18 protein-coding genes are annotated in these 19,331 nt (G+C 45.7%); 3 read left to right on the forward strand and 15 right to left on the reverse strand.

Features of this window, described 5'->3' with window-relative positions:
• Window positions 1-88: 88 nt before the first annotated feature.
• Window positions 89-613, reverse strand: a complete 525-nt coding sequence (locus CS921_RS06860) for a transcription repressor NadR (RefSeq protein WP_099222328.1) — start codon at window positions 611-613, stop codon at window positions 89-91.
• Window positions 610-1,725, reverse strand: a complete 1,116-nt coding sequence (locus CS921_RS06865; protein WP_099222329.1) for a cysteine desulfurase family protein — start codon at window positions 1,723-1,725, stop codon at window positions 610-612. Before CS921_RS06865 ends, CS921_RS06860 begins: the two co-directional genes overlap by 4 nt.
• A gap of 130 nt (window positions 1,726-1,855) precedes the next feature.
• Here CS921_RS06865 and CS921_RS06870 point away from each other — a divergent pair, with 130 nt between their 5' ends.
• From CS921_RS06870 to nadA, 3 genes are read left to right on the forward strand one after another with little or no spacing between them, the layout of a single operon-like run.
• Window positions 1,856-3,319: an FAD-dependent oxidoreductase gene (locus tag CS921_RS06870; RefSeq protein WP_099222330.1), complete on the forward strand. Its 1,464-nt coding sequence runs from the start codon at window positions 1,856-1,858 to the stop codon at window positions 3,317-3,319.
• Window positions 3,320-3,323: 4 nt separating this feature from the next.
• Window positions 3,324-4,163 (forward strand): carboxylating nicotinate-nucleotide diphosphorylase, encoded by an 840-nt coding sequence (nadC, locus tag CS921_RS06875; RefSeq protein WP_099222331.1) that lies wholly within the window; start codon window positions 3,324-3,326, stop codon window positions 4,161-4,163.
• Window positions 4,164-5,267, forward strand: a complete 1,104-nt coding sequence (nadA, locus tag CS921_RS06880; RefSeq protein WP_099222332.1) for a quinolinate synthase NadA — start codon at window positions 4,164-4,166, stop codon at window positions 5,265-5,267.
• Between the two features lie 43 nt (window positions 5,268-5,310).
• Here nadA and CS921_RS06885 read toward each other — a convergent pair whose 3' ends face one another.
• From CS921_RS06885 to ftsL, 13 genes are all read right to left on the reverse strand, one after another.
• The gene (locus CS921_RS06885) at window positions 5,311-6,087 is read right to left on the reverse strand and encodes a YlmH family RNA-binding protein (RefSeq protein WP_099222333.1); all 777 of its coding nucleotides are present in this window, start codon (window positions 6,085-6,087) and stop codon (window positions 5,311-5,313) included.
• A 124-nt stretch (window positions 6,088-6,211) separates the two neighbouring features.
• Complete coding sequence (locus CS921_RS06890; RefSeq protein ID WP_099222334.1) at window positions 6,212-6,502, reverse strand: YggT family protein; 291 nt, start codon at window positions 6,500-6,502, stop codon at window positions 6,212-6,214.
• Window positions 6,503-6,526: 24 nt separating this feature from the next.
• On the reverse strand, window positions 6,527-6,979 hold the full coding sequence (locus CS921_RS06895) for a cell division protein SepF (protein ID WP_099222335.1): 453 nt from the start codon (window positions 6,977-6,979) through the stop codon (window positions 6,527-6,529).
• A 3-nt stretch (window positions 6,980-6,982) separates the two neighbouring features.
• Window positions 6,983-7,672, reverse strand: coding sequence for a YggS family pyridoxal phosphate-dependent enzyme (locus tag CS921_RS06900; protein ID WP_099222336.1), 690 nt, complete (start codon window positions 7,670-7,672; stop codon window positions 6,983-6,985).
• A 100-nt stretch (window positions 7,673-7,772) separates the two neighbouring features.
• Window positions 7,773-8,936 (reverse strand): cell division protein FtsZ, encoded by a 1,164-nt coding sequence (ftsZ, locus tag CS921_RS06905; protein ID WP_099222338.1) that lies wholly within the window; start codon window positions 8,934-8,936, stop codon window positions 7,773-7,775.
• A gap of 63 nt (window positions 8,937-8,999) precedes the next feature.
• Complete coding sequence (gene ftsA / locus CS921_RS06910; RefSeq protein WP_099222340.1) at window positions 9,000-10,286, reverse strand: cell division protein FtsA; 1,287 nt, start codon at window positions 10,284-10,286, stop codon at window positions 9,000-9,002.
• Between the two features lie 320 nt (window positions 10,287-10,606).
• Window positions 10,607-11,392 (reverse strand): cell division protein FtsQ/DivIB, encoded by a 786-nt coding sequence (locus tag CS921_RS06915; protein ID WP_099222342.1) that lies wholly within the window; start codon window positions 11,390-11,392, stop codon window positions 10,607-10,609.
• Window positions 11,393-11,427: 35 nt separating this feature from the next.
• Complete coding sequence (murG, locus tag CS921_RS06920; RefSeq protein ID WP_099222344.1) at window positions 11,428-12,519, reverse strand: undecaprenyldiphospho-muramoylpentapeptide beta-N-acetylglucosaminyltransferase; 1,092 nt, start codon at window positions 12,517-12,519, stop codon at window positions 11,428-11,430.
• The gene (gene murD, locus CS921_RS06925) at window positions 12,516-13,883 is read right to left on the reverse strand and encodes a UDP-N-acetylmuramoyl-L-alanine--D-glutamate ligase (protein ID WP_099222346.1); all 1,368 of its coding nucleotides are present in this window, start codon (window positions 13,881-13,883) and stop codon (window positions 12,516-12,518) included. The genes murG and murD overlap by 4 nt, the downstream gene beginning before the upstream one ends.
• 107 nt (window positions 13,884-13,990) lie before the next feature.
• Window positions 13,991-14,965, reverse strand: coding sequence for a phospho-N-acetylmuramoyl-pentapeptide-transferase (mraY, locus tag CS921_RS06930; RefSeq protein ID WP_099222348.1), 975 nt, complete (start codon window positions 14,963-14,965; stop codon window positions 13,991-13,993).
• A gap of 70 nt (window positions 14,966-15,035) precedes the next feature.
• Window positions 15,036-16,508, reverse strand: a complete 1,473-nt coding sequence (locus CS921_RS06935) for a UDP-N-acetylmuramoyl-L-alanyl-D-glutamate--2,6-diaminopimelate ligase (protein WP_121497041.1) — start codon at window positions 16,506-16,508, stop codon at window positions 15,036-15,038.
• A gap of 153 nt (window positions 16,509-16,661) precedes the next feature.
• Complete coding sequence (locus CS921_RS06940) at window positions 16,662-18,932, reverse strand: penicillin-binding protein (RefSeq protein ID WP_099222352.1); 2,271 nt, start codon at window positions 18,930-18,932, stop codon at window positions 16,662-16,664.
• On the reverse strand, window positions 18,929-19,291 hold the full coding sequence (gene ftsL / locus CS921_RS06945) for a cell division protein FtsL (protein ID WP_099222354.1): 363 nt from the start codon (window positions 19,289-19,291) through the stop codon (window positions 18,929-18,931). Before ftsL ends, CS921_RS06940 begins: the two co-directional genes overlap by 4 nt.
• Window positions 19,292-19,331 lie beyond the last annotated feature (40 nt).

The following is a 19,331-nucleotide window of genomic DNA, read 5'->3' on the forward strand; positions in this document are numbered from 1 at the left end:
CCTTCTCACGAAAAAATTCACAATTCGCTAGTCTAATTTTCATTTTAACACAGTTAACACATAATGAAAAGTCTCGACTAGTGAAAAATTAGCGAACAAGAAAACCAGCAGCATCCAGCGCCGCAATTGCTTTTTCAAGCTGTTCCTTGCTGTCCGCTTCAATCGTGTGAAGATGTAGTCCGTCTGTCAGCCCTGAAAGCAGACTGGCACTCGTTGTCATCAGTTTGCGAACAAATTTTTCGACATCAAAACGGCTGTTCAAATGTAGCGAGCCGGTCATCTCTCCGTAAATCGGATGTTCCACAATGACGTCAATCACCGATACCCCATGATCGACTAGAATGTTCAACTCGGCCTCGGTCTCCGCACGCGTATGGCGACAGGCAATCACCCGACGTTCCCGCTTCGACTTCTCTTCATCAATCAAAATATACCCTTGTGGCGTGGCCATGATCGGCTGATTCATCGCCTTAAGAAGCGATACATCCTGAACAATGACTTGACGGCTGACATTCGTTCTTCTCGCGATCTCGCTGCCGGAAATGGGCTCCTCTGTTTCCTTCAGCCATGCAATGATGGCTTCTCGGCGCTCTTCTCCTAATAATTTTCTCATCCCCGTTCACTTCCTTTTGCTAAAAATGAGGTCAATACTTGTCTGATCGGCTCGATTTGCTGCACACGATTCGACGCACCAAACGAAAAACGAATAAATCGTTCCGCCTCCTCTTTCGTATAGCCCATCGAAAGAAGCGCACGCGAAGGTTCGGGATCTCGCAGGCTGCAGGCACTAACGGTCGAAATTTGCAGACCCCGCTCATTAAAATAAAGCAGCGCCTCCTCTCCCAGTGCGTGTGGCAAAATCATCCCCAAAATATAGGGCGATCCATTTTCTTCGGCCAAAACGTTTATCTGCGGATCCAGTTCTTGCAGCAGCTGTTTTTTGAAGCGGCCAATTCGGGCAACCTCTGCCGGATACTCCTCCATTATAGCACAAGCAGCAGCCGTAAAGGCAGAAATAGCCGGTAAATCAACCGTTCCCGCACGATACCCGTTTTCATGATGGACATGCGGCATTTCTTTTTGCCAAATGTGCGCCGGATTCAGATAAAGAAGCCCCGTCCCCTTTGGCCCGTATATCTTGTGCGAGGAAATACTGAAACTCGTCACCCCGCTCGGTCGAAAATCTGCCTTGCCAAAGCCTTGCACCAGATCCATATGCAGAAAGACCCGCTTTTCCTTCGCCAATTGCTGCAGTCGATCGGCATCCTGAACAGCGCCAGTTTCTGAATGGACATGCTGCACGATCATTAGCGCCGTTTCATCAGACAAAAGCTTTTCGAGTGCCGTCAAATCAATTTCTCCTGCTTGTGAAACTGGGAGAATACGAATGTGATAGCCCCTATCCTCCAACTGCGTGAGCTTTTGCCAAATGGAAGCATGTTCAAGCGGCGACACCACAATTTCTTTTTTATCCGTATGTAAAAGAATCGTTTCGATCGCCAATTGGTTGCTTTCCGTTCCGCCACTTGTAAAAATTAGTCCATCTTGCGGTACTTCCAGCAACTCCGCCCACCTCTTGCGGCATATAGCGAGTAAACGCGCCGCATCTGTCCCGCTGTCATGAAGACTTTCCGTGTTGCCAAAAAATCGCGCCGCTGTCTCTGTATAAGTTTTCAGTGCCAAATCACTCATTTTCGTCGTGGCTGCATGATCTAAATAAATCATTTTTCGTCCCCCTCACAATTAACACTTGTCTTTTTTTCAATTTTATGTGAAACTAGATGACAAGACACCTGTCATAACATAATGATTGTACTTGAAAATCAGGTATTTTTCCATAAGAAGGTGAAGCAACTTGGCAAAAGAAAAAGTAATCATCCTTGGCGCCGGGATCGCTGGAAGTCAAGCGGCACTCGAACTGGCAGAGGATTACGATGTTCACATATTCACAAAATCAGCGCTACTGGCTTCCAACTCTGCTTTAGCACAAGGCGGCATCGCAGCAGCCGTTCATCCAGATGACGAGCCGCTGTCACACTACCGTGATACCTTGATTGCCGGACATTTTGAAAATAACCGCAAGGCTGTCCGGCTGTTGGTAGAAGAAGCGCCGCACATTATCGAGGAGCTGCGACAAGCGGGATTCCTTTTTGACTGCACGCCAAATGGGAAACTGCTTTTCGGCTTGGAAGGGGCTCATTCGGCGCCGCGAATTTTGCATGCCGGTGGTGATCAGACGGGCCTTCTGTTGACGCGTTTTTTGCATGACCGCTTCCCTGCTTCCGTAAAGCTTCACACCTATGAAATGGCCAGCTCGATTCTGCTGGATCAAGATGGGCACGCGGCGGGCATCCGGACGTTCACAACTAAAGACGGGCACTGCCACTTCTATCACTGCGACCATCTGATTATCGCGACAGGTGGCGCCGGTCAGCTTTTCGGCAACACGAGTAATGATGCTTCCATTACCGGAGACGGTATCGCCATGGCTATTCAGGTAGGAGCCGCCATCCGTGATCTAAGCGCAATCCAATTTCACCCAACGCTTTATTTTGCCAATGGGCGTGCGGTCGGGCTTGTGTCGGAAGCCGTTCGTGGACAGGGGGCTGTTCTTGTTGATCAAAGCGGCCGCGCCTTAATGGCAGGCGAGCACCCGTTAGCAGATCTTGCTCCGCGCGATATTGTTTCCAAGGTCTTATTCCGGGCGCAAAATGCCGGCTGTTCGATCTTTCTCGACCTGTCAAAAGTAACCGACTTTGAAGCAAAATTCCCACACATTACGGCGATGCTGGACGAAAATCAGGAGCCTTTCCGGCAGACGAAAAAAATACCCGTACAACCGGGCGCTCATTTTTTGATGGGCGGAATAGCCACCAATTTATCCGGTCAAACGAGCGTTCCAGATCTGTATGCCATTGGTGAAGCCGCTTCTACTGGGGTTCATGGCAGCAATCGCTTAGCCAGCAACTCTCTTTTGGAAGCCTTTGTGTTCAGCAAACGAGCGGCCGATCAGATCAAGCGGACAACAATTTCGCACAAAAAAATGGCGATCATTCCAAAAAAGGATTGCCTGTCTGGCGGAGTGAGTTTGCCAGAGCGAACACTGCTTCAAGAAAAAGTCCGGCAAGCACTTGGCATCGAACGTTCAGAGGAGTCCTTAGAGCATCTCTTGTCCTTTCTAAAGGCCTATTCTTTTCCTAGTTGCCAGGTAGTGGACAGCGATACGCTTGAACGCCGCAATATGTGTATCTTAGCAGCCAGAATGGCAGAAAATGCGCTCACTCAGTTGCGCCAAACTGAAATTGAAATGAGGTCATGAAGGAATGAATCCCCTTTTAGTCAAACAAAAATTAGCCACTTTTTTAACGGAAGACATCCAGCAGGAAGATCTTTCTGCCAGCGCGATTTTCACGGACCGGCAGCAAGGTACAGGCGTGTTCATCGCCAAAGCTACAGGAATCCTAGCAGGAGTCGATCTGGCAGAAGTAGCCTATGAACTTTTGGGCGGTCAGGTTTCCGTCACAAAAATCAAGCAAGACGGCGATCAGGTTGAACCGCTCGACGAGTTGCTGACTGTACGAGGGCCAGTCCGTACACTGCTTAGTGCCGAACGGGTTATTTTAAACTTGATGCAGCGAATGAGCGGCATTGCCACATTGACAAGTCAGGCCGTGAAAACACTCGACGACCCGGCCATTCGGATTACAGATACGCGCAAAACCGCACCCGGCCTGCGCATGTTCGATAAATATGCGGTGAGCGTTGGCGGCGGAACCAATCACCGTTTTGGTCTCTATGATGGCATCATGCTGAAAGACAACCATATTGCTTTTGCTGGCGGCATTCGGGAAGCGGTCAAAGCAGCACGCCTTGCCGCCGGTCAAATGGTCAAAATCGAGGTGGAAGTGGAAACGAAGGCCCAACTGCTCGAAGCCATTGCAGCTGAGGCAGACATCATCATGTTCGACAATCGTACACCGGAAGAAATCAAAAGCTGGCAGCCACTCGTCCCTGCATCCATCCAAACCGAAATTTCCGGTGGGATTACGATGCGCAACTTGCCGAGTTACCGAGGAACGGGAGCCGATTCATTGTCGCTCGGCTTTTTGACCCATTCCGTTCAGGCACTTGACATCAGCTTTAATTATAAGGGGGAAAAATAGATGAACCTACTGGAAGAAGCCGTGAATGAGCTGTTACCGGAAAGTTACCATCATCTATCGGCAAAAGAAATGAGCAAGCGCGTCCAAGCCATCCGGCAAAAGTTCGGCGAAGCACTTTTTATTCCCTGCCACCACTACCAAAAGGATGAGGTTGTCCAGTTTGCCGACAGCATTGGCGACTCCCTCCAATTAGCCCAAGCCGCCGCTCAAAATAAAAAAGCCCGCTACATCGTTTTTTGTGGCGTGCATTTTATGGCGGAAACAGCCGACATGCTGACAGACGATACGCAAAAAGTGATTCTTCCTGATCTGCGAGCCGGCTGTTCAATGGCCGACATGGCGGATATTTATCAGCTCGAACAGGCCTGGCCGCGTCTTTTGGAAAGGTTTGGCGATACGATCATGCCGATTACCTATATCAACTCGACGGCTGCTATCAAAGCTTTTGTAGGCAGTCACGGCGGCACAACGGTGACAAGTAGTAATGCAAGGCAGATCGTCCAGCATGCACTCACTCAGAAAAAGCGCATTTTCTTTTTGCCGGATCAGCACCTTGGTCGCAATACTGCCGCTGAGCTTGGCATACCGCTCGACGAGATGGCTATTTGGAATCCCATTCGCCAAGAGCTGGAAGACGTGCAAACTTCGGATGACCGTCTCCAAGTGATTTTATGGAAGGGCTACTGTTCCGTCCACCAGCATTTCACATTAAAAAATATTGCCGCTATCCGCAAAAATCACCCCGCCATGCAAATCATCGTTCATCCAGAATGCCCCTATGAAGTAGTGCAAGCGGCCGACATGGCGGGTTCTACCAAAAAGATTGTCGACACGATTGAAAATGCGCCTGCTGGCAGTGAATGGGCGATCGGCACCGAAGCCAATCTTGTCGGCCGCATCATCCAAGCTCATCCAGATAAAAAAATCGTTTCCCTCAATCCTTTCACCTGCCCCTGTATGACAATGAACCGGATCGACTTGCCGCATCTGTTGTTTGCGCTTGAAAAGCTCAATCAAGGTGAAGTCATCCACCAAATCCAAGTGGACAAGCAGACAACAACCGACGCTCTTGCAGCACTGAATCGAATGCTTGCTCAAAGTTAAAACGTGCAGCAAAGTCCCCCTCATTCAGGATTTTGCTGCACGTTTATTTTAGAAATCCGATTTCCAACCGAATCTTATCTTTTTTCGTTTTGCCATGCCGCGCGATAATCTTGATTCGCCCATAGCCGCGCGCTGACAAGATGTCTTCTTCCTCACATTCAAAATCAGGATTCTCGATCGTTTTCCAGTTCACCTTGACGAGTCCCGCCGCGATCAGCTGCTTGGCCTTTTGGCGCGACAGATTATGGGCACTGCTTAGAAGCGCATCAAGCCGCATACTAGAAACCGTCGTCCCCATTTCTTCCCAAATCAGATCGATCAAAATGGCCTGATCAAGTGGTACCTCTTCCAGCATGACATTCACTTTGCCAATTTTATCTAGTTGCCCGCTAATAAAATCCTTCATTTCGGTTGCCAGAAAAATCTGCCATTCATCACCGCTATTCACGATGTCACCAAACAGTTCTCGCTTAAGACCGAGTGACATTAAGGTGCCCAAAATTTTAGGATGCGTTAAGGTTGTAAATTTGACCGGATAGCGGATATGAAATAAAGTGATCTCATAGTCTCCCTCTTCCGGTGTATAATAATCCGGATAAATCAGCGCCCGCTTGCGTTCTGTGACCGGACTACCACCGAAAAATGACACGCGAAGATTGGCATAGCCCCCCACCACAGTCTCCAAAATGAAGCACTGCCGCGGATCCAAGAAATGCGTCAGCTTTGGAGCATATTCATCCTCCACCTGAACGGCCAGACTGAGCATCTGATCGATAAATGGAATTTCTTCTTCGCGAAAATGTTGATAAATTCCTTCCATGACGTCTCTTCCCTCTCCTTTTATTGGTTCAATTATACCACGTTTTCAGTCAATTCGTTTTCATTTTGTTTCATGATTTTTTTGCAAAAGAAAAAGCCGAACCAGTTGGTCGACTTCAAAGGCTTTAAAACAGCATCGGTATAACATATGCCTGAATCAGATTCGTAAGGACCGACATGGCATATTGAAAAAGAATAAAGGCAATCAGTGATGAGATATCAAAAATGCCAATTGGCGGGATGATTTTCCGAAACGGTTCCAAAATCGGCTCAAAGATGCGCGCCAGAAATTGACCGATTTTCGATTCGCGTGCCCCAGGAAACCAACTCATCAGGAAATAAATGAACATGACCGTCGGCAAATAGCGAATAATGAAAAGTACAACCTCTACCACTTGATAAAGAAACATTTGCAAATTTCGTTCAACCTCTCTCTTAAGTTACATAAAGTCTTGTTCCTCGATCATTTCAGAGATCGAGCCATCTACTTCGACATTATCCGGTGTGCAAAGGAAAATATTATTTCCGACACGCTGAATGTCTCCACCTAAAGCATAAACGGTTCCGCTTAAAAAGTCCACAATTCGAATTGCCTGATCATGACTGATTCGCTGCAAATTCACCACGACCGTTTTATATTCCTTCAAATAATCCGCTAGTTCCTGCGCTTCCGCATATACACGCGGCTCAGCTAGCACCATACGACTGGAATACTGGGCTCCTTGCATGCTTACCACCTTCTGTTCCGTCTCTTTTACAGCTTGAAAGCGATTTTCTTTCTTGCTTTTCTTCGGTGTCGGCTCTGCTTGTTGTTGAACCACTTCTTCTTCGTAATACTCTTCGCCTTCTTCATCTAGAAAGAAAAAAGACTTGAACTTATTAGAAAGTCCCATAGTTTACACCTCCACAATTTCGTCGTTCACTAATGCTCGACCAACTCTGATATATGTAGCACCTTCTTGGATCGCGATCTCGTAATCATTTGTCATTCCCATTGATAATTCAGTACAAGGGACTCGGTTCAAGTCAAGAGATGCCACTCTTTGCTGCAATTCTTTCAGTTCGTGAAAAACTTGATGCAGTTCGGTTTCGTCCTGGGTAAGGGGTGCCATCGTCATCAGGCCAATAATCCGAATATGTTGAAAAGAAGCTTCGGTTAAAAATTCAATCGCTTCTTCTTTTGTAAAACCGTGTTTAGATGCTTCACCAGAAATATTCACTTCTAAGAAACAGTCAATATCACGCTCGGCACGCTTTTCAATCTCAGCTGCAAGCGATGGTCTGTCCAGCGAATGCAGATAATCGATATGCGGTAGCACCTGACGAACTTTACGCGTCTGCAAAGAACCGATAAAATGCCATTTAATCCCTGGATGTGCCTTCAGTGCTTCGACCTTTTCCAAGAACACATCCACACGGTTTTCACCAAAGTTACGTAACCCTAGCGAATACAGCTCTTCAATGCCCGCAGCATCAATCGTTTTTGTGACGGCAACAAGCGCCACATCATCCGGTTTCCGGTTTGCTTTCAGACAGGCTGCTTCTATACGGCTTGAGACATCCGCTAAGTTTTGTTGTTTTGTCATTTGAATCACCTTACTATTTTCCCGCTCGATTTTCGCCTAAACATTTTGCTCTAAATAGGCGCTTACCCGGTCATATACATGGCCGGGAGCAGGAGTACTATTATTTACCGCGGCGATTGCGGTTACGGATAAATGCTGGCACATCTACATCTTGCGCGCCTTGGCCAGATTCTGGCTGCACGTAGTTGTCTTCTTGTGCCGATTGTTTTGGTTCTTCATAAGCCGGTTGCTGTTGTGTTGCATAGTTCGGGCGATTGACTTGAATTTGTTGTTGAGCCGGTCTGCGTGCAGCTGCCTGCTGTGCTTGTTTGGCTTCATCAAAACCAGTCGCAATCACTGTCACAATCAATTCGTCTTTCAATTCATCATTAATGACCGAACCGAAAATCATGTTAACATCTGGATCCGAAGCGCCAGCCACGATTTCAGCTGCTTCCTGCACTTCATACAAGCTGAGGTTCGAGCCGCCTGTAATATTCATCAAGACACCCTTAGCCCCATCAATACTTGTTTCAAGCAGTGGCGAGGAAATCGCTTTTTTCGCTGCATCTGCCGCACGATTTTCTCCTGTTGCAATACCAATTCCCATAAGCGCTGAACCGCGATTTGTCATGATCGTCTTCACATCGGCAAAGTCTAGATTGATCAGTCCTGGTACGGCGATCAAATCAGAAATCCCTTGCACACCTTGACGAAGCACATTATCTGCTTCCCGGAAAGCTTCCAGCATTGGCGTATTTTTATCTACGATTTGAAGCAGGCGGTCATTCGGAATTACAATCAATGTGTCGACCGCTTCTTTCATTGCCTCAGTTCCAGAAACAGCTTGTTTGGAACGTTTTGGTCCTTCAAATCCAAATGGACGAGTGACCACACCCACTGTCAAAGCGCCCATTTCTTTCGCGATGGTTGCAATGACTGGTGCAGCACCAGTTCCAGTACCACCGCCCATTCCGGCAGTCACGAATACCATATCGGCCCCTTTCAAGGCTTCTTCAATTTGTTCGCGGCTTTCCTCTGCTGCTTTTTTTCCGATTTCAGGAACTGCACCAGCGCCTAAACCGCGTGTCAATTTGGCACCAATTTGAAGTTTTGTTTCAGATTTTGCCAGGTTGAGTGCCTGCGCATCCGTATTAACGGAAATAAATTCTACACCCTGCACACCGTGATCGATCATTCGGTTGACCGCATTGTTGCCGCCACCGCCAACACCAATCACTTTTATTGTTGCCAAGCTTTCAGAACTTGTGTCAAATTCTAACATATTAACTTCCTCCTAATTCCAGAAATTTCATCTATTGTCTATCACTCCGAGGTTTTCCCGGTACTATTCAAAAAAGGCGCCAAAGAAATTCTTCATTTTTGTTGAAACTTTCTCTTCGTCTGATTTTTTAGGTTTAGGTTGTTTCGTTGTTCTAGATTCTCTAGGCTGCTCTTCGTCATAAGAAGATTCTTCGGTTTGTGAACTTAAATCGCGCCCTTCAAGTTCTGCCAGCTGGCAAGCATATTGAATGAGACCGACAGCCGTTGTAAAGGAAGGATCTCGAACGCCAATATAATCTGGAATCGCAAGCCGTACATGGGCATTTAAAGTTTTCGCTGCAAGATCTACAGCGCCCGGAATGGCCATCGTCCCCCCTGTCAAAACAAATCCGCCCGGCAAATGCGTAATGCCTACCCGGTTCAGATCGTTCATTACAAGGTTGAAAATTTCTTCCATTCTGGCTTCAATGATATCCGCAATCTCAAGCTGATTAAAATGCTGCTGCGTTTCAGAACCAATCACATTGACAGCAAAAACTTCATCCTGAGAAGCATCATCATAAAAAGCATAGCCATGTTCAAGTTTGATTTTTTCAGCAGTGGCCGTTGAGGTGTTCAGTCCAAGCGATAGATCCTTGGTAATATTATCGCCACCAACAGGAATGACCGACGTGTAAAGCAGTTTACCATTCTGGAAGGCGCTAATCGTTGTCGTTCCTGCCCCCACATTAATCAGGGCTGTTCCGAATTCCTTATCATCTTCTGTCATTGAAATGGAAGATTCGGCTAACGGCTGTAGCGCAATCTCTGCCACTTCAAGGCCGGCACGTTCCACACAACGAAGTGTATTATGTAAAATCGTTTTGGAGCCTGTAATCAATGTTCCTTCCATTTCAAGGCGTACACCAATCATGCCGTGCGGATCTGTAATTCCATCAAGGCCGTCCACAATATACTGATCAGGAAGTATATTAATGATTTCCCGTTCAGGACTAAGCGGCACAACCTGAGCAGCATCCATGACATTCCAGACATCTTCATCTGTGATTTCGCGATTTTCACTATTTACCGCAACAATCCCACGACATGCTTCCAGTGTGACCTGATTGGAGACGATTCCGACGATGACTTGAGATATTTCCACACCCACCATACGTTCCGCTTGTGAAATGGCTTGTCTAATGGAATCAACTGTCTTGTCGATATCTATTATGATGCCTTTTTTAATCCCCTGTGATTTAACATTTCCCACACCGATAATATTGAGTCTGTCATCCGCCATTTCTGCAATGATGACTTTTACTGAAGATGTTCCTATATCTAAACTTACATAAATTTCGCTATCTCCCACTTATCGGCACCTCCTTTAGTCCAAATTCATTTTTCTTATCATTATCTATTCATGTTTTATTGGCACTGTGTCCAATTCTTTGCCGTTTTATGCACAATGGCTATGTAAAAATATCCATTTTTTCCGGTGCTGACAAAAAGTAGTTGACTTTTTCTCAACATGATTATACAAAATCACTTATTTACAGTCTACACTAACAATCCCCGTAATTAAAGCACAAAGGACAAATTTTAATAAGTTTTTCAGAATAATTTCTTAAATTTGTAAAAATAAGAATGTCTGTTCCTATTTTTAAAGATCAAGCAAGGGAGGAGCATGCTTTATTCACTCTTTCCCTGCTTTTTTTCTTCATTTTGTTTGTAATAGCTCTGAAAATAAGAACCGACTTCCATATCGATGACACCTCTTTGCCCATCATTCAGCTGGGCCGCGATGGACGGATAGTATTGCATCTTATCTGCAAAGGAGTCAATGGATGCTACGACTTGATTGCCGTCATTCATATACAGCCTGATATGTTCCGGGTCAGAATCAGTGGGCTCAAGATGAATCTCCGAGATGGCCCCTTGAATATCTTCATCGAGCTTATTCAACTGGCTGACCATATCTTTTAATACCTGGCCATTCTTGAAGCCTACAAAAAGCGGCTCATTTCCCATGGGGAAGCTGGATTTCTTGCTATCCAGCATAACGCCGTTTTCAAGAATGTCGTAGTAGCCGCCATCTTTTTCTTCATAGCCAACCGTTTTATTTTCAGTGATTGAAATTCGATAATCATTGACGCCTGATTTTTCCACTTTTGCCTTTTTGATCAGCTTATTTTTCTCAAGCTGGTCAGAAACATTGTCACTATTAATCGCAAAAACGTACTCACCCTGCTCAATGCCGCTTGCCTTCCGTACTTCATCTTCCGTCAGCTGCCGATTTCCCGAAACGTAGATCGTATCAACCTTGCTGTACGGTGAAATAAAGTAAAGCGTAATTAAAATTAAAATCGCGAAAAAGCCGATTAAAATGGCTAGATGACGAATCAATTTCTTACGTCGATATTTTTTCAGTTCCGGGATGCGTTTTTCGATGGAAACAACTTTTCGGTTTTCTGCCATTTTATTCAGACCTCCTTTCGCACAAATAGGTTTTCTTAGCGGATAATTTCAATGGCTGTTTCTACAAGTTTAGTACTGGCGTCTGGTTTTCCAAGTTCTTTTGCACGGTACTTCATATCTGACAAAGTTTCTTCACTTGCCATAATACGGTCAATTTCTTGCATTAAATTCACTTCTGGAAGACGACTTTCCGTAATTACGACAGCTGCTCCATTTTTCTCAAGCGAGCGCGCATTTTGTTCCTGATGATTTGCTGTGACATAAGGACTCGGTATCAAAATACTTGGAACACCTAGCGCGGTAAGTTCCGCCAACGTTGTAGCACCCGCCCGTGAAACTACTAGTGCCACGGCGTTCAAAACACGCGGCATGTCATAAACAAATGGCTGGATGCTAACGTGTTCCCCACTATTTCGAGCAGCTTCTGAATTTTTCACTTTGTCATAGTGAACATCACCTGTCACATAGAGAAGCTGGTAATCTTTCCCCTGCCAATCAGGCAATGCTCTGTCAACCGCTTCATTGAGCCCCCGCGCACCGCGACTACCGCCAAAAACAAGCACGGTTGGTAGATCAGCTTCAAGACCATATTCGGTCAAAACTGTTCCCGGTTCAACGCCAATCACCTCGGATGCACGCGGATTGCCGGTAAAAACAATCTTTTCCGAGGCAAATGAATCACTGACCTCTTCAAAACAGATCGCCACTTTGTCCGCATAACGACTTAAGAATTTATTCGTCAGTCCGGCCACACTGTTTTGTTCATGAATCAGTGTTGGAATGCCCAACTTGGCAGCTGCATAAACAACTGGCCCGCAAACATAACCGCCGGTGCCGATGACAACATCTGGTTGGAATTCCCGCAGCATTTGTTTGCTTTTTTTGACCCCTTTAAGAAAACGCATGACTGTTTTGATATTTTCAGCGGATATTTTACGTTTGAACCCTGTGATCTCGATGGAACGGAAAGGGATATTTTCACGAGGCACGATATCGGCTTCGAGTCCTTTTTCTGTTCCGATGTATAGGAATTCTGTTTCAGGATACATTTCTTTAAATCGACGAATAAAGGCTAGCGCCGGATAAATATGGCCGCCTGTCCCCCCACCGCTTACAACAACTTTCATTGTTCCACCTCTTTAGCTAATGTTTCGATTGCTTCCATGTAGGCATTCCCGCGAACTTCAAATGTCCGATACTGATCCCAGCTCGCACAGGCCGGTGAAAGCAAAATGACATCGCCGGAAGCAGAAGCCTTGAATGCAACTGGCACAGCTTTTTCGACATTTTCAACAAATTGCACTGACACACCGGCTTCCTTGCCGATTCGCGCAATTTTTTCTGCCGTTTCGCCAAAGACGATCAGCTCTTTTACATTTTTTAAGAACGGGCGTAACTCATCAAATTCGGTTCCGCGATCAAGCCCACCGGCAAGTAAAATTACCGGCTGTTTGAAACCTTTAAGCGCACTTTGAGTTGCTAGGATATTCGTTGCCTTGGAATCATTATAAAATTTACGGCCGGATAGTTCTGTGACAAATTGCGTCCGGTGCGGCACACCTTTGAACGTTTCCAGCACTTGCATGATCGCTTCGCTGGAAATACCGATTGTTTTGGCAACTGCAATAGATGCCAGAATATTTTCAAGGTTATGGTCCCCCGGTAGCAAAATATCATCCCGCTCGCCGATAACTTCATCATTAAACATCAGTTGACCGTTCTTCACATAGGCCCCTTTTTCAAGTCGCTGAGTGGTCGAAAATGGAATCACGGTTGCTTTCGTGCCTTTTGTCAGATTTTGCAGCTCCCCTTGATCCCAATTGATCACAAGAAAATCGTCAGCAGTCTGATTTTTTTGGATGTTCCATTTGGCCATTACATACTCATCACGTGTTTTATGATAATCAAGATGCGCTTCATAGATATTCGTAATCACAGAAATTTGCGGATGGAAAGATTCAATCCCCATCAACTGGAAGGAGCTGAGTTCCATTGTGATATACTGTTCGCTTGTCGCTTCCTCGGCCACAGCAGAAGCAGGAAAACCAATATTCCCAGCGAGCAAGGAGGTTCCTTTTTTCTGCTGGTTGATCATATGATGAATGATGGTTGTGGTGGTTGTTTTACCGTTTGTTCCTGTAATGCCGATGATGGGTGCCTCAGAAATCTGGTAAGCCAGTTCGACCTCTGTGATAACAGGGATGTTCAGCTTACGAGCTTTTTCAATCATGGGATTATTATAGGGAATCCCCGGATTTTTGACGATCAGTTCAAAGCCTTCATCAAGTAGCTCGATGGGATGGCTGCCGCAGATCACTTTGATGCCTTGTTCCAAAAGCCCTTGTGCCTCTGGATTTTCGCTGAATGGCTGCCGATCATTGACTGTTACGAATGCGCCAAGCTTATGAAGCAAGCCGGCTGCCGAAACGCCACTTTTTGCGAGACCGAGAACAAGAATTTTTTTATGATAATAATTTTCAATATTTTTCATTTAACTCTTCCCCCAAATTTTAGTAGACCTTTTTATTTTACAAAGAAACGACCGAAAGCGTCAGCAAAACTCATTAAAAAACGAGCTGCACGACGCTTCGATTATTTTTAAAGCATGACCATTAAAATAGCTAAAATTGCACCGACAAGTCCTACTGCCCAGAAAGTCAGTACGACACGCCACTCTTTCCAACCGCCCAGTTCAAAATGGTGATGGATGGGCGTCATTCGGAAAATCCGCTTACCGCCAGAAATTTTGAAGTAAGCCACTTGAAGCATAACAGAAGCCGTCTCGATCACAAAAACAATCCCGATCAAAAGCAGCAGCCATTCCTGTTTCAAAAGGATCGACACGGCGGCAATCGCACCACCCAGTGCCAGCGAGCCGGTATCGCCCATAAAGATTTTCGCCGGATTCTTATTGAAAATTAAAAATCCAAGCATGCCGCCGACAACGGCAAAGCAGAATAGAGCGACGGAAAATTCCTTTTGATAGATGGCGATCAGCCCGAAAGCCAGAAAAGCAATACTCGACAAGCCTGAAACCAGCCCATCAAGTCCATCTGTCAAATTGACCGCATTGGAAAAACCAACCAGCCAGAAAAGAACGAACAGTACAAAGAAATAACTAAGATGCAGTTCGATTGAAGTAAAGGGAATGTTGATCGTATTCGGATAGCCAGCTAGCAGATAGCCGATATAGAAAATAACGGCGATCCCCACTTGCCCGAAAAACTTCTGTTTACTGGTCAGGCCTAGATTCCTCTTTTTGACCACCTTGATGTAATCATCTTGAAATCCGAGAATCCCGAATAAGACAAGCGCCAAAAGCAGCAGCCAAGTTGCCGAAGTAAAGGTGCCGCTGATCAGCGAGATGAGCACATAACTGATCACAATCGCGGTCAAATAAACAACAGCCCCCATTGTAGGTGTCCCGGATTTTTTTTCATGTAATTTTGGTCCTTCTTCCCGAATGCTTTGGCCAAATTTCAATTTAACCAGAAACGGGATGAATAAAGGTACGCCGATCACCGTAATGACAAACGCTATCGCAAGTGTTGATACTAGCATGTATAGTGACACAATCTTCTCTCCAATCTTTTTAACCGCAAAATCGCGGCAGCTCCTAAAAGCCTGTTAACCTTTTTTTATTTTAGTCGAGTTGTTGCTTTTTTTCAATAGCTTCCCGCGCAACCACTCGGTCATCAAAATCGATTTTGGTTGTTCCAATAATTTGATAATCTTCATGGCCCTTTCCGGCAATCAAAATCACATCTCCGGTAGCCGCCTGACTGACTGCATATTCAATTGCCTCACGTCGATCAACTTTTACGACATAATCGTCTCCCTCAACACCTGCCAGCATATCCTGAATAATGGCTTCTGGGTCTTCGGTCCGCGGATTATCGGAAGTGAAAATCGGGTTTGTTGCATACTGAACGGCAATTCGGGCCATTTTGGGACGCTTGCCTTTATCTCGGTCGCCACCACAGCCCACGACACAAAAGACACGTTTTTCAGCAAATTCATCGATGGTTTCTAAGACATTCAGCAGTCCGTCCGGTGTATGCGAATAATCGACAATAACTGGGAAATCCTGCCCTGCATGGACGAGTTCAAACCGGCCGGCCACGCCCTCCACTTCACCAAGACTTTCTATCGCCTGCTCATAAGGCACGCCTAATGCAAAGCAAGCGGTTAGAGCAGCCAGCATATTGTAGATACTGAATTTGCCAGCCATTTTGATCGCTACTTGTTCAGTACCAAAAGGCGTTACCAGTTCAAAAGTTGAACCTGTGCTGCGGACTTGGATGTCGCGCGCGCGAAAATCTGCCTCCTGATCGATCCCATACGTTAAAATCGGTGCAGCTGTGGCTCTTTGCATCAGCTTTGAAACCGGATCATCCGCATTTAGAACGGCATATTTCGGTGCCGACCGACTGTAACGATTGCCCAATTGCGCAAACAACAAGCTTTTAGCCTGTGCATATTCTTCCATTGTATGATGATAATCCAAATGATCTTGTGACAAGTTGGTAAAAACGGCCACATCATAGTCACTGCCATAAACGCGTCCCTGTACGAGCGCATGTGAGGAAACTTCCATCACCGCACTGGTTACATCAGCGTCGATCATTTCAGCAAATGTTTTTTGCAAGGTCAGACTATCTGGTGTCGTATTAATCGTATGGAAAATCTGATCCCCGATTTTACGATACATGGTGCCGATCAGACCTGTTTTTTCGCCATGATCCGCCAGAACTCGCTCAATCAAATGCGTAACGGTCGTTTTGCCATTCGTTCCGGTCACGCCGATCAGCTTCAACTTTTGGCTGGGATGATGATAAAAAACGTCTGCCAGTTGCGCCATTGCTCGTTTGGAGTCGCGTACCAAGAGCGTAGGAATGGAGACGGGTACTTCCTTTTCCGCAATAATGAGACTTGCACCCAGTTCTTCGGCTTTTTGAGCGAAATCGTGACCATCCACTACCTCGCCATCAATACAAATAAAAAGTGTTCCTGGCTTTACGCGGCGGCTGTCCTGTTCGATCGCTGTAATTTCAAGGTCATCTGCCACCTCGCCCCGGTAGAGCGCCAGCACCTGAATCAATTCTTTTGCTTTCACTTTAACGTCCATCTCCTCTAAACTTCTGTTTTCCAGCAATTTTTGCTAAAACGAAGATGTCAAAGTTCCTTCTTTATCTTAGCAAAAACAACGGGTCATTTCCATAGGATAAATAGCTCCCCCGGCTGATGCAAAGGGAGCTATAAAATTTACTTATCCGCCACCGGTTGTAAGAAGGTCTCCTACACCGGCATTTTCATTGATATCTGTTCCGCTGTCTGAACTGTCAGTGGAGCTGGTATCATGATTTTGATTATAGGTAGAAATATCAGCTGGGTTTCCAAGCGTAATTTCGACTTTGGATGCTTCATTAATGACACTGCCAGCTGAAATGTTTTGCTTCGTGACGTAACCCGAGCCGCTAAAGGTGAACGGCACGCCAGTAATTTCTGACACTTTGAGCGCATCATCCTTCGACCAGCTCGTCATGTCTGGCATCGTCATATCGCCGTCAGTCATCAGAATCACCTTGCCACCTTGCAAGACCTTATCTCCTGAAGCCGAGCTTTGCTGCACGATTTTCTGTCCGTTACCCACAATGACCGGCTCAAGGCCAGCATCTGAAATGGCCTTTTTGGCATCATCTACAGATTTACTTGTTACATCTGGTACGGAAACGGAATTTAATTTGGCTTGATCAGCTGGTTCAATATTCATATATTGCAAACTGTTTTTCATCACTGGGTTGAAAACATCTGCTACTGCCTGACCGCCTGTTTGACCGGTCTTCAGCTGTGGTTGTTGAATGGTCACATACATGACAAGTTCAGGATCATCCGCTGGGGCCATGCCCATGAAAGAGAAAATGTAATTGTCATCGCCGGTCATGTATTTACCGGTTGTCGGATCTGGAATTTGAGAAGTACCGGTTTTCCCTGCCACTGTATAGCCGGGAATTTGGTAAAGCTTCCCTGTCCCGTTCTCACCATTTACAACATAGGTCAATTCTTCTCGTGTCTTTTTGGCAGTCTCAGCAGAAATCGGTTGCCCTGTCACGGTAGTTTTGGTTGTATCTGATTTGCCGGTATTGGGATCTGTCACAGAAGAGACGACATAGGGCTGCTTCATTTTTCCATCGCTGGCAATGGCTGATGCCCCTTGAATCATTTGCATCATTGTGACGGTCGTACCTTGTCCAAATGCGGTCGTTACTTTTTCAACTGGATAGTTATAAAGAATCTGCCCGGTGGCTTCATTCGGCAAATTAATGCCGGTTTTTTGACCAAAGCCGAATTTTGTCAAATAGCTGTAAAACGTATCTGTTCCCATTTTATCCAGCAAATTGGCAAAGGCGACGTTACTGGAACGCTCGACCCCTTCCCGGTAAGTGATATTTCCCCAGCCAACCCCATTGTTATGGTCATGGATGGTGATATCCCCTACTTTATAGGTACCGGACTGGTAATAAGCATTGGGATCATAGACGCCGCTGTCAATCGCAGACGCCAACGTAAAGATCTTCATAACAGAACCCGGCTCATAGGCATATTCGACTGGCAAGTCCTGCCAAATTCCATCACTGCTGGAATCAAGGCCTGAACGATCTTCCGGATTAAAAGAAGGACGCTGACTCATCGCCAAGATTTCACCTGTTTTTGGATTCATGACAACTGCCATCATATTTTTCGGATTATAGGTTTCCTGAACGGTCGACATCGTGTCTTCCAAGAAAGTCTGGATTTTCTTGTCAATCGTCAGCTGAATGTCACTGCCATCCTCAGCTTCTTTGACATTCTTATCAGCATTCGGCAAAATGTAGCCCGAACTATCCGTACTGTAGGTGACTTTTCCATTTTTACCATTTAAAACATCATTGTAACTTTGCTCGATCCCCATCTTGCCTTCAAGTGTCGTCGAGCCGTCCTTATTTTCCTGCTGCTGAGCAAACCCAATCAGTTGGGAAGAAAAAGTACCGTTCGGATAAAACCGTTGCGGCGTCCGTGTAAAGGTCAGTCCCGGTAGATTTTCCGCTTCGATCTTTTCTTTCGTTTCGCTGGAGAGATTCTTGCCCGCTTTTCCGAATTCCACCTGATAGGCATCTTTCGTGTTGAGGCGTTTCAAAATATCCTCTTCGCTCATCGGAATATATTTGGCTAGTACTTTGGCTGTTTTTTCTTTATCTTTGACGTACATCGGATTGTCTGTCCCGTTCGCTGTTTTATTGGAAACTACAGCTGCAAGCGTATAAGTCGCTGTATCCTCGGCAATGACATCTCCATTACGATCTAGGATTGATCCGCGATTTGCTTCAATGACTTGACTTTTCTGATGCTGCTGGGCTGCTTCTGCGGCAAGCGGTTGTCCATTAGCCATGCCCGTAATCTCTAAATAAAGAAAACGGCCGGTTACAATGAGGAAAAGCGCAGCAAAAAAGATAAATAGTACGAGAGCGCCTCTCCTCATGTTTCCTATACGCCGTTTCATTTACCGTCCACCACTTTCACATTATCACCGTCTAGTTTCAAGCCGTCTTTCTTCGCCTTATCTAGCACCCGGTCATAGCTGCTCAGTTGTTTTTCTTGGACCTTTAAGTCTTCATTTGTTTTTTTCTGGTCTACAATTTTCTCTTCGCTCGTCTGAATATCTTTGTTGACATTGTAAATCGATGCCTGAACGCTGACCATTTTAAAAGCAAAGAATGCAATCACTACAACTGCGGTAATGATGATCATTTTTTCACCAAGTGTGATCTTTCCGCGTCTTAAAATCTGCTTTTTCGGTTCAGGCTGTCTCGTATGTACATGTTCGCGTTCGATATTTGGTTTGTAGGCTACATTACTCATACTTTCAACTCCTACTGTTCATAAACTTTTCTTTGGCCGT

This window comes from Listeria costaricensis (assembly GCF_900183385.1).
Taxonomy (GTDB): domain Bacteria; phylum Bacillota; class Bacilli; order Lactobacillales; family Listeriaceae; genus Listeria; species Listeria costaricensis.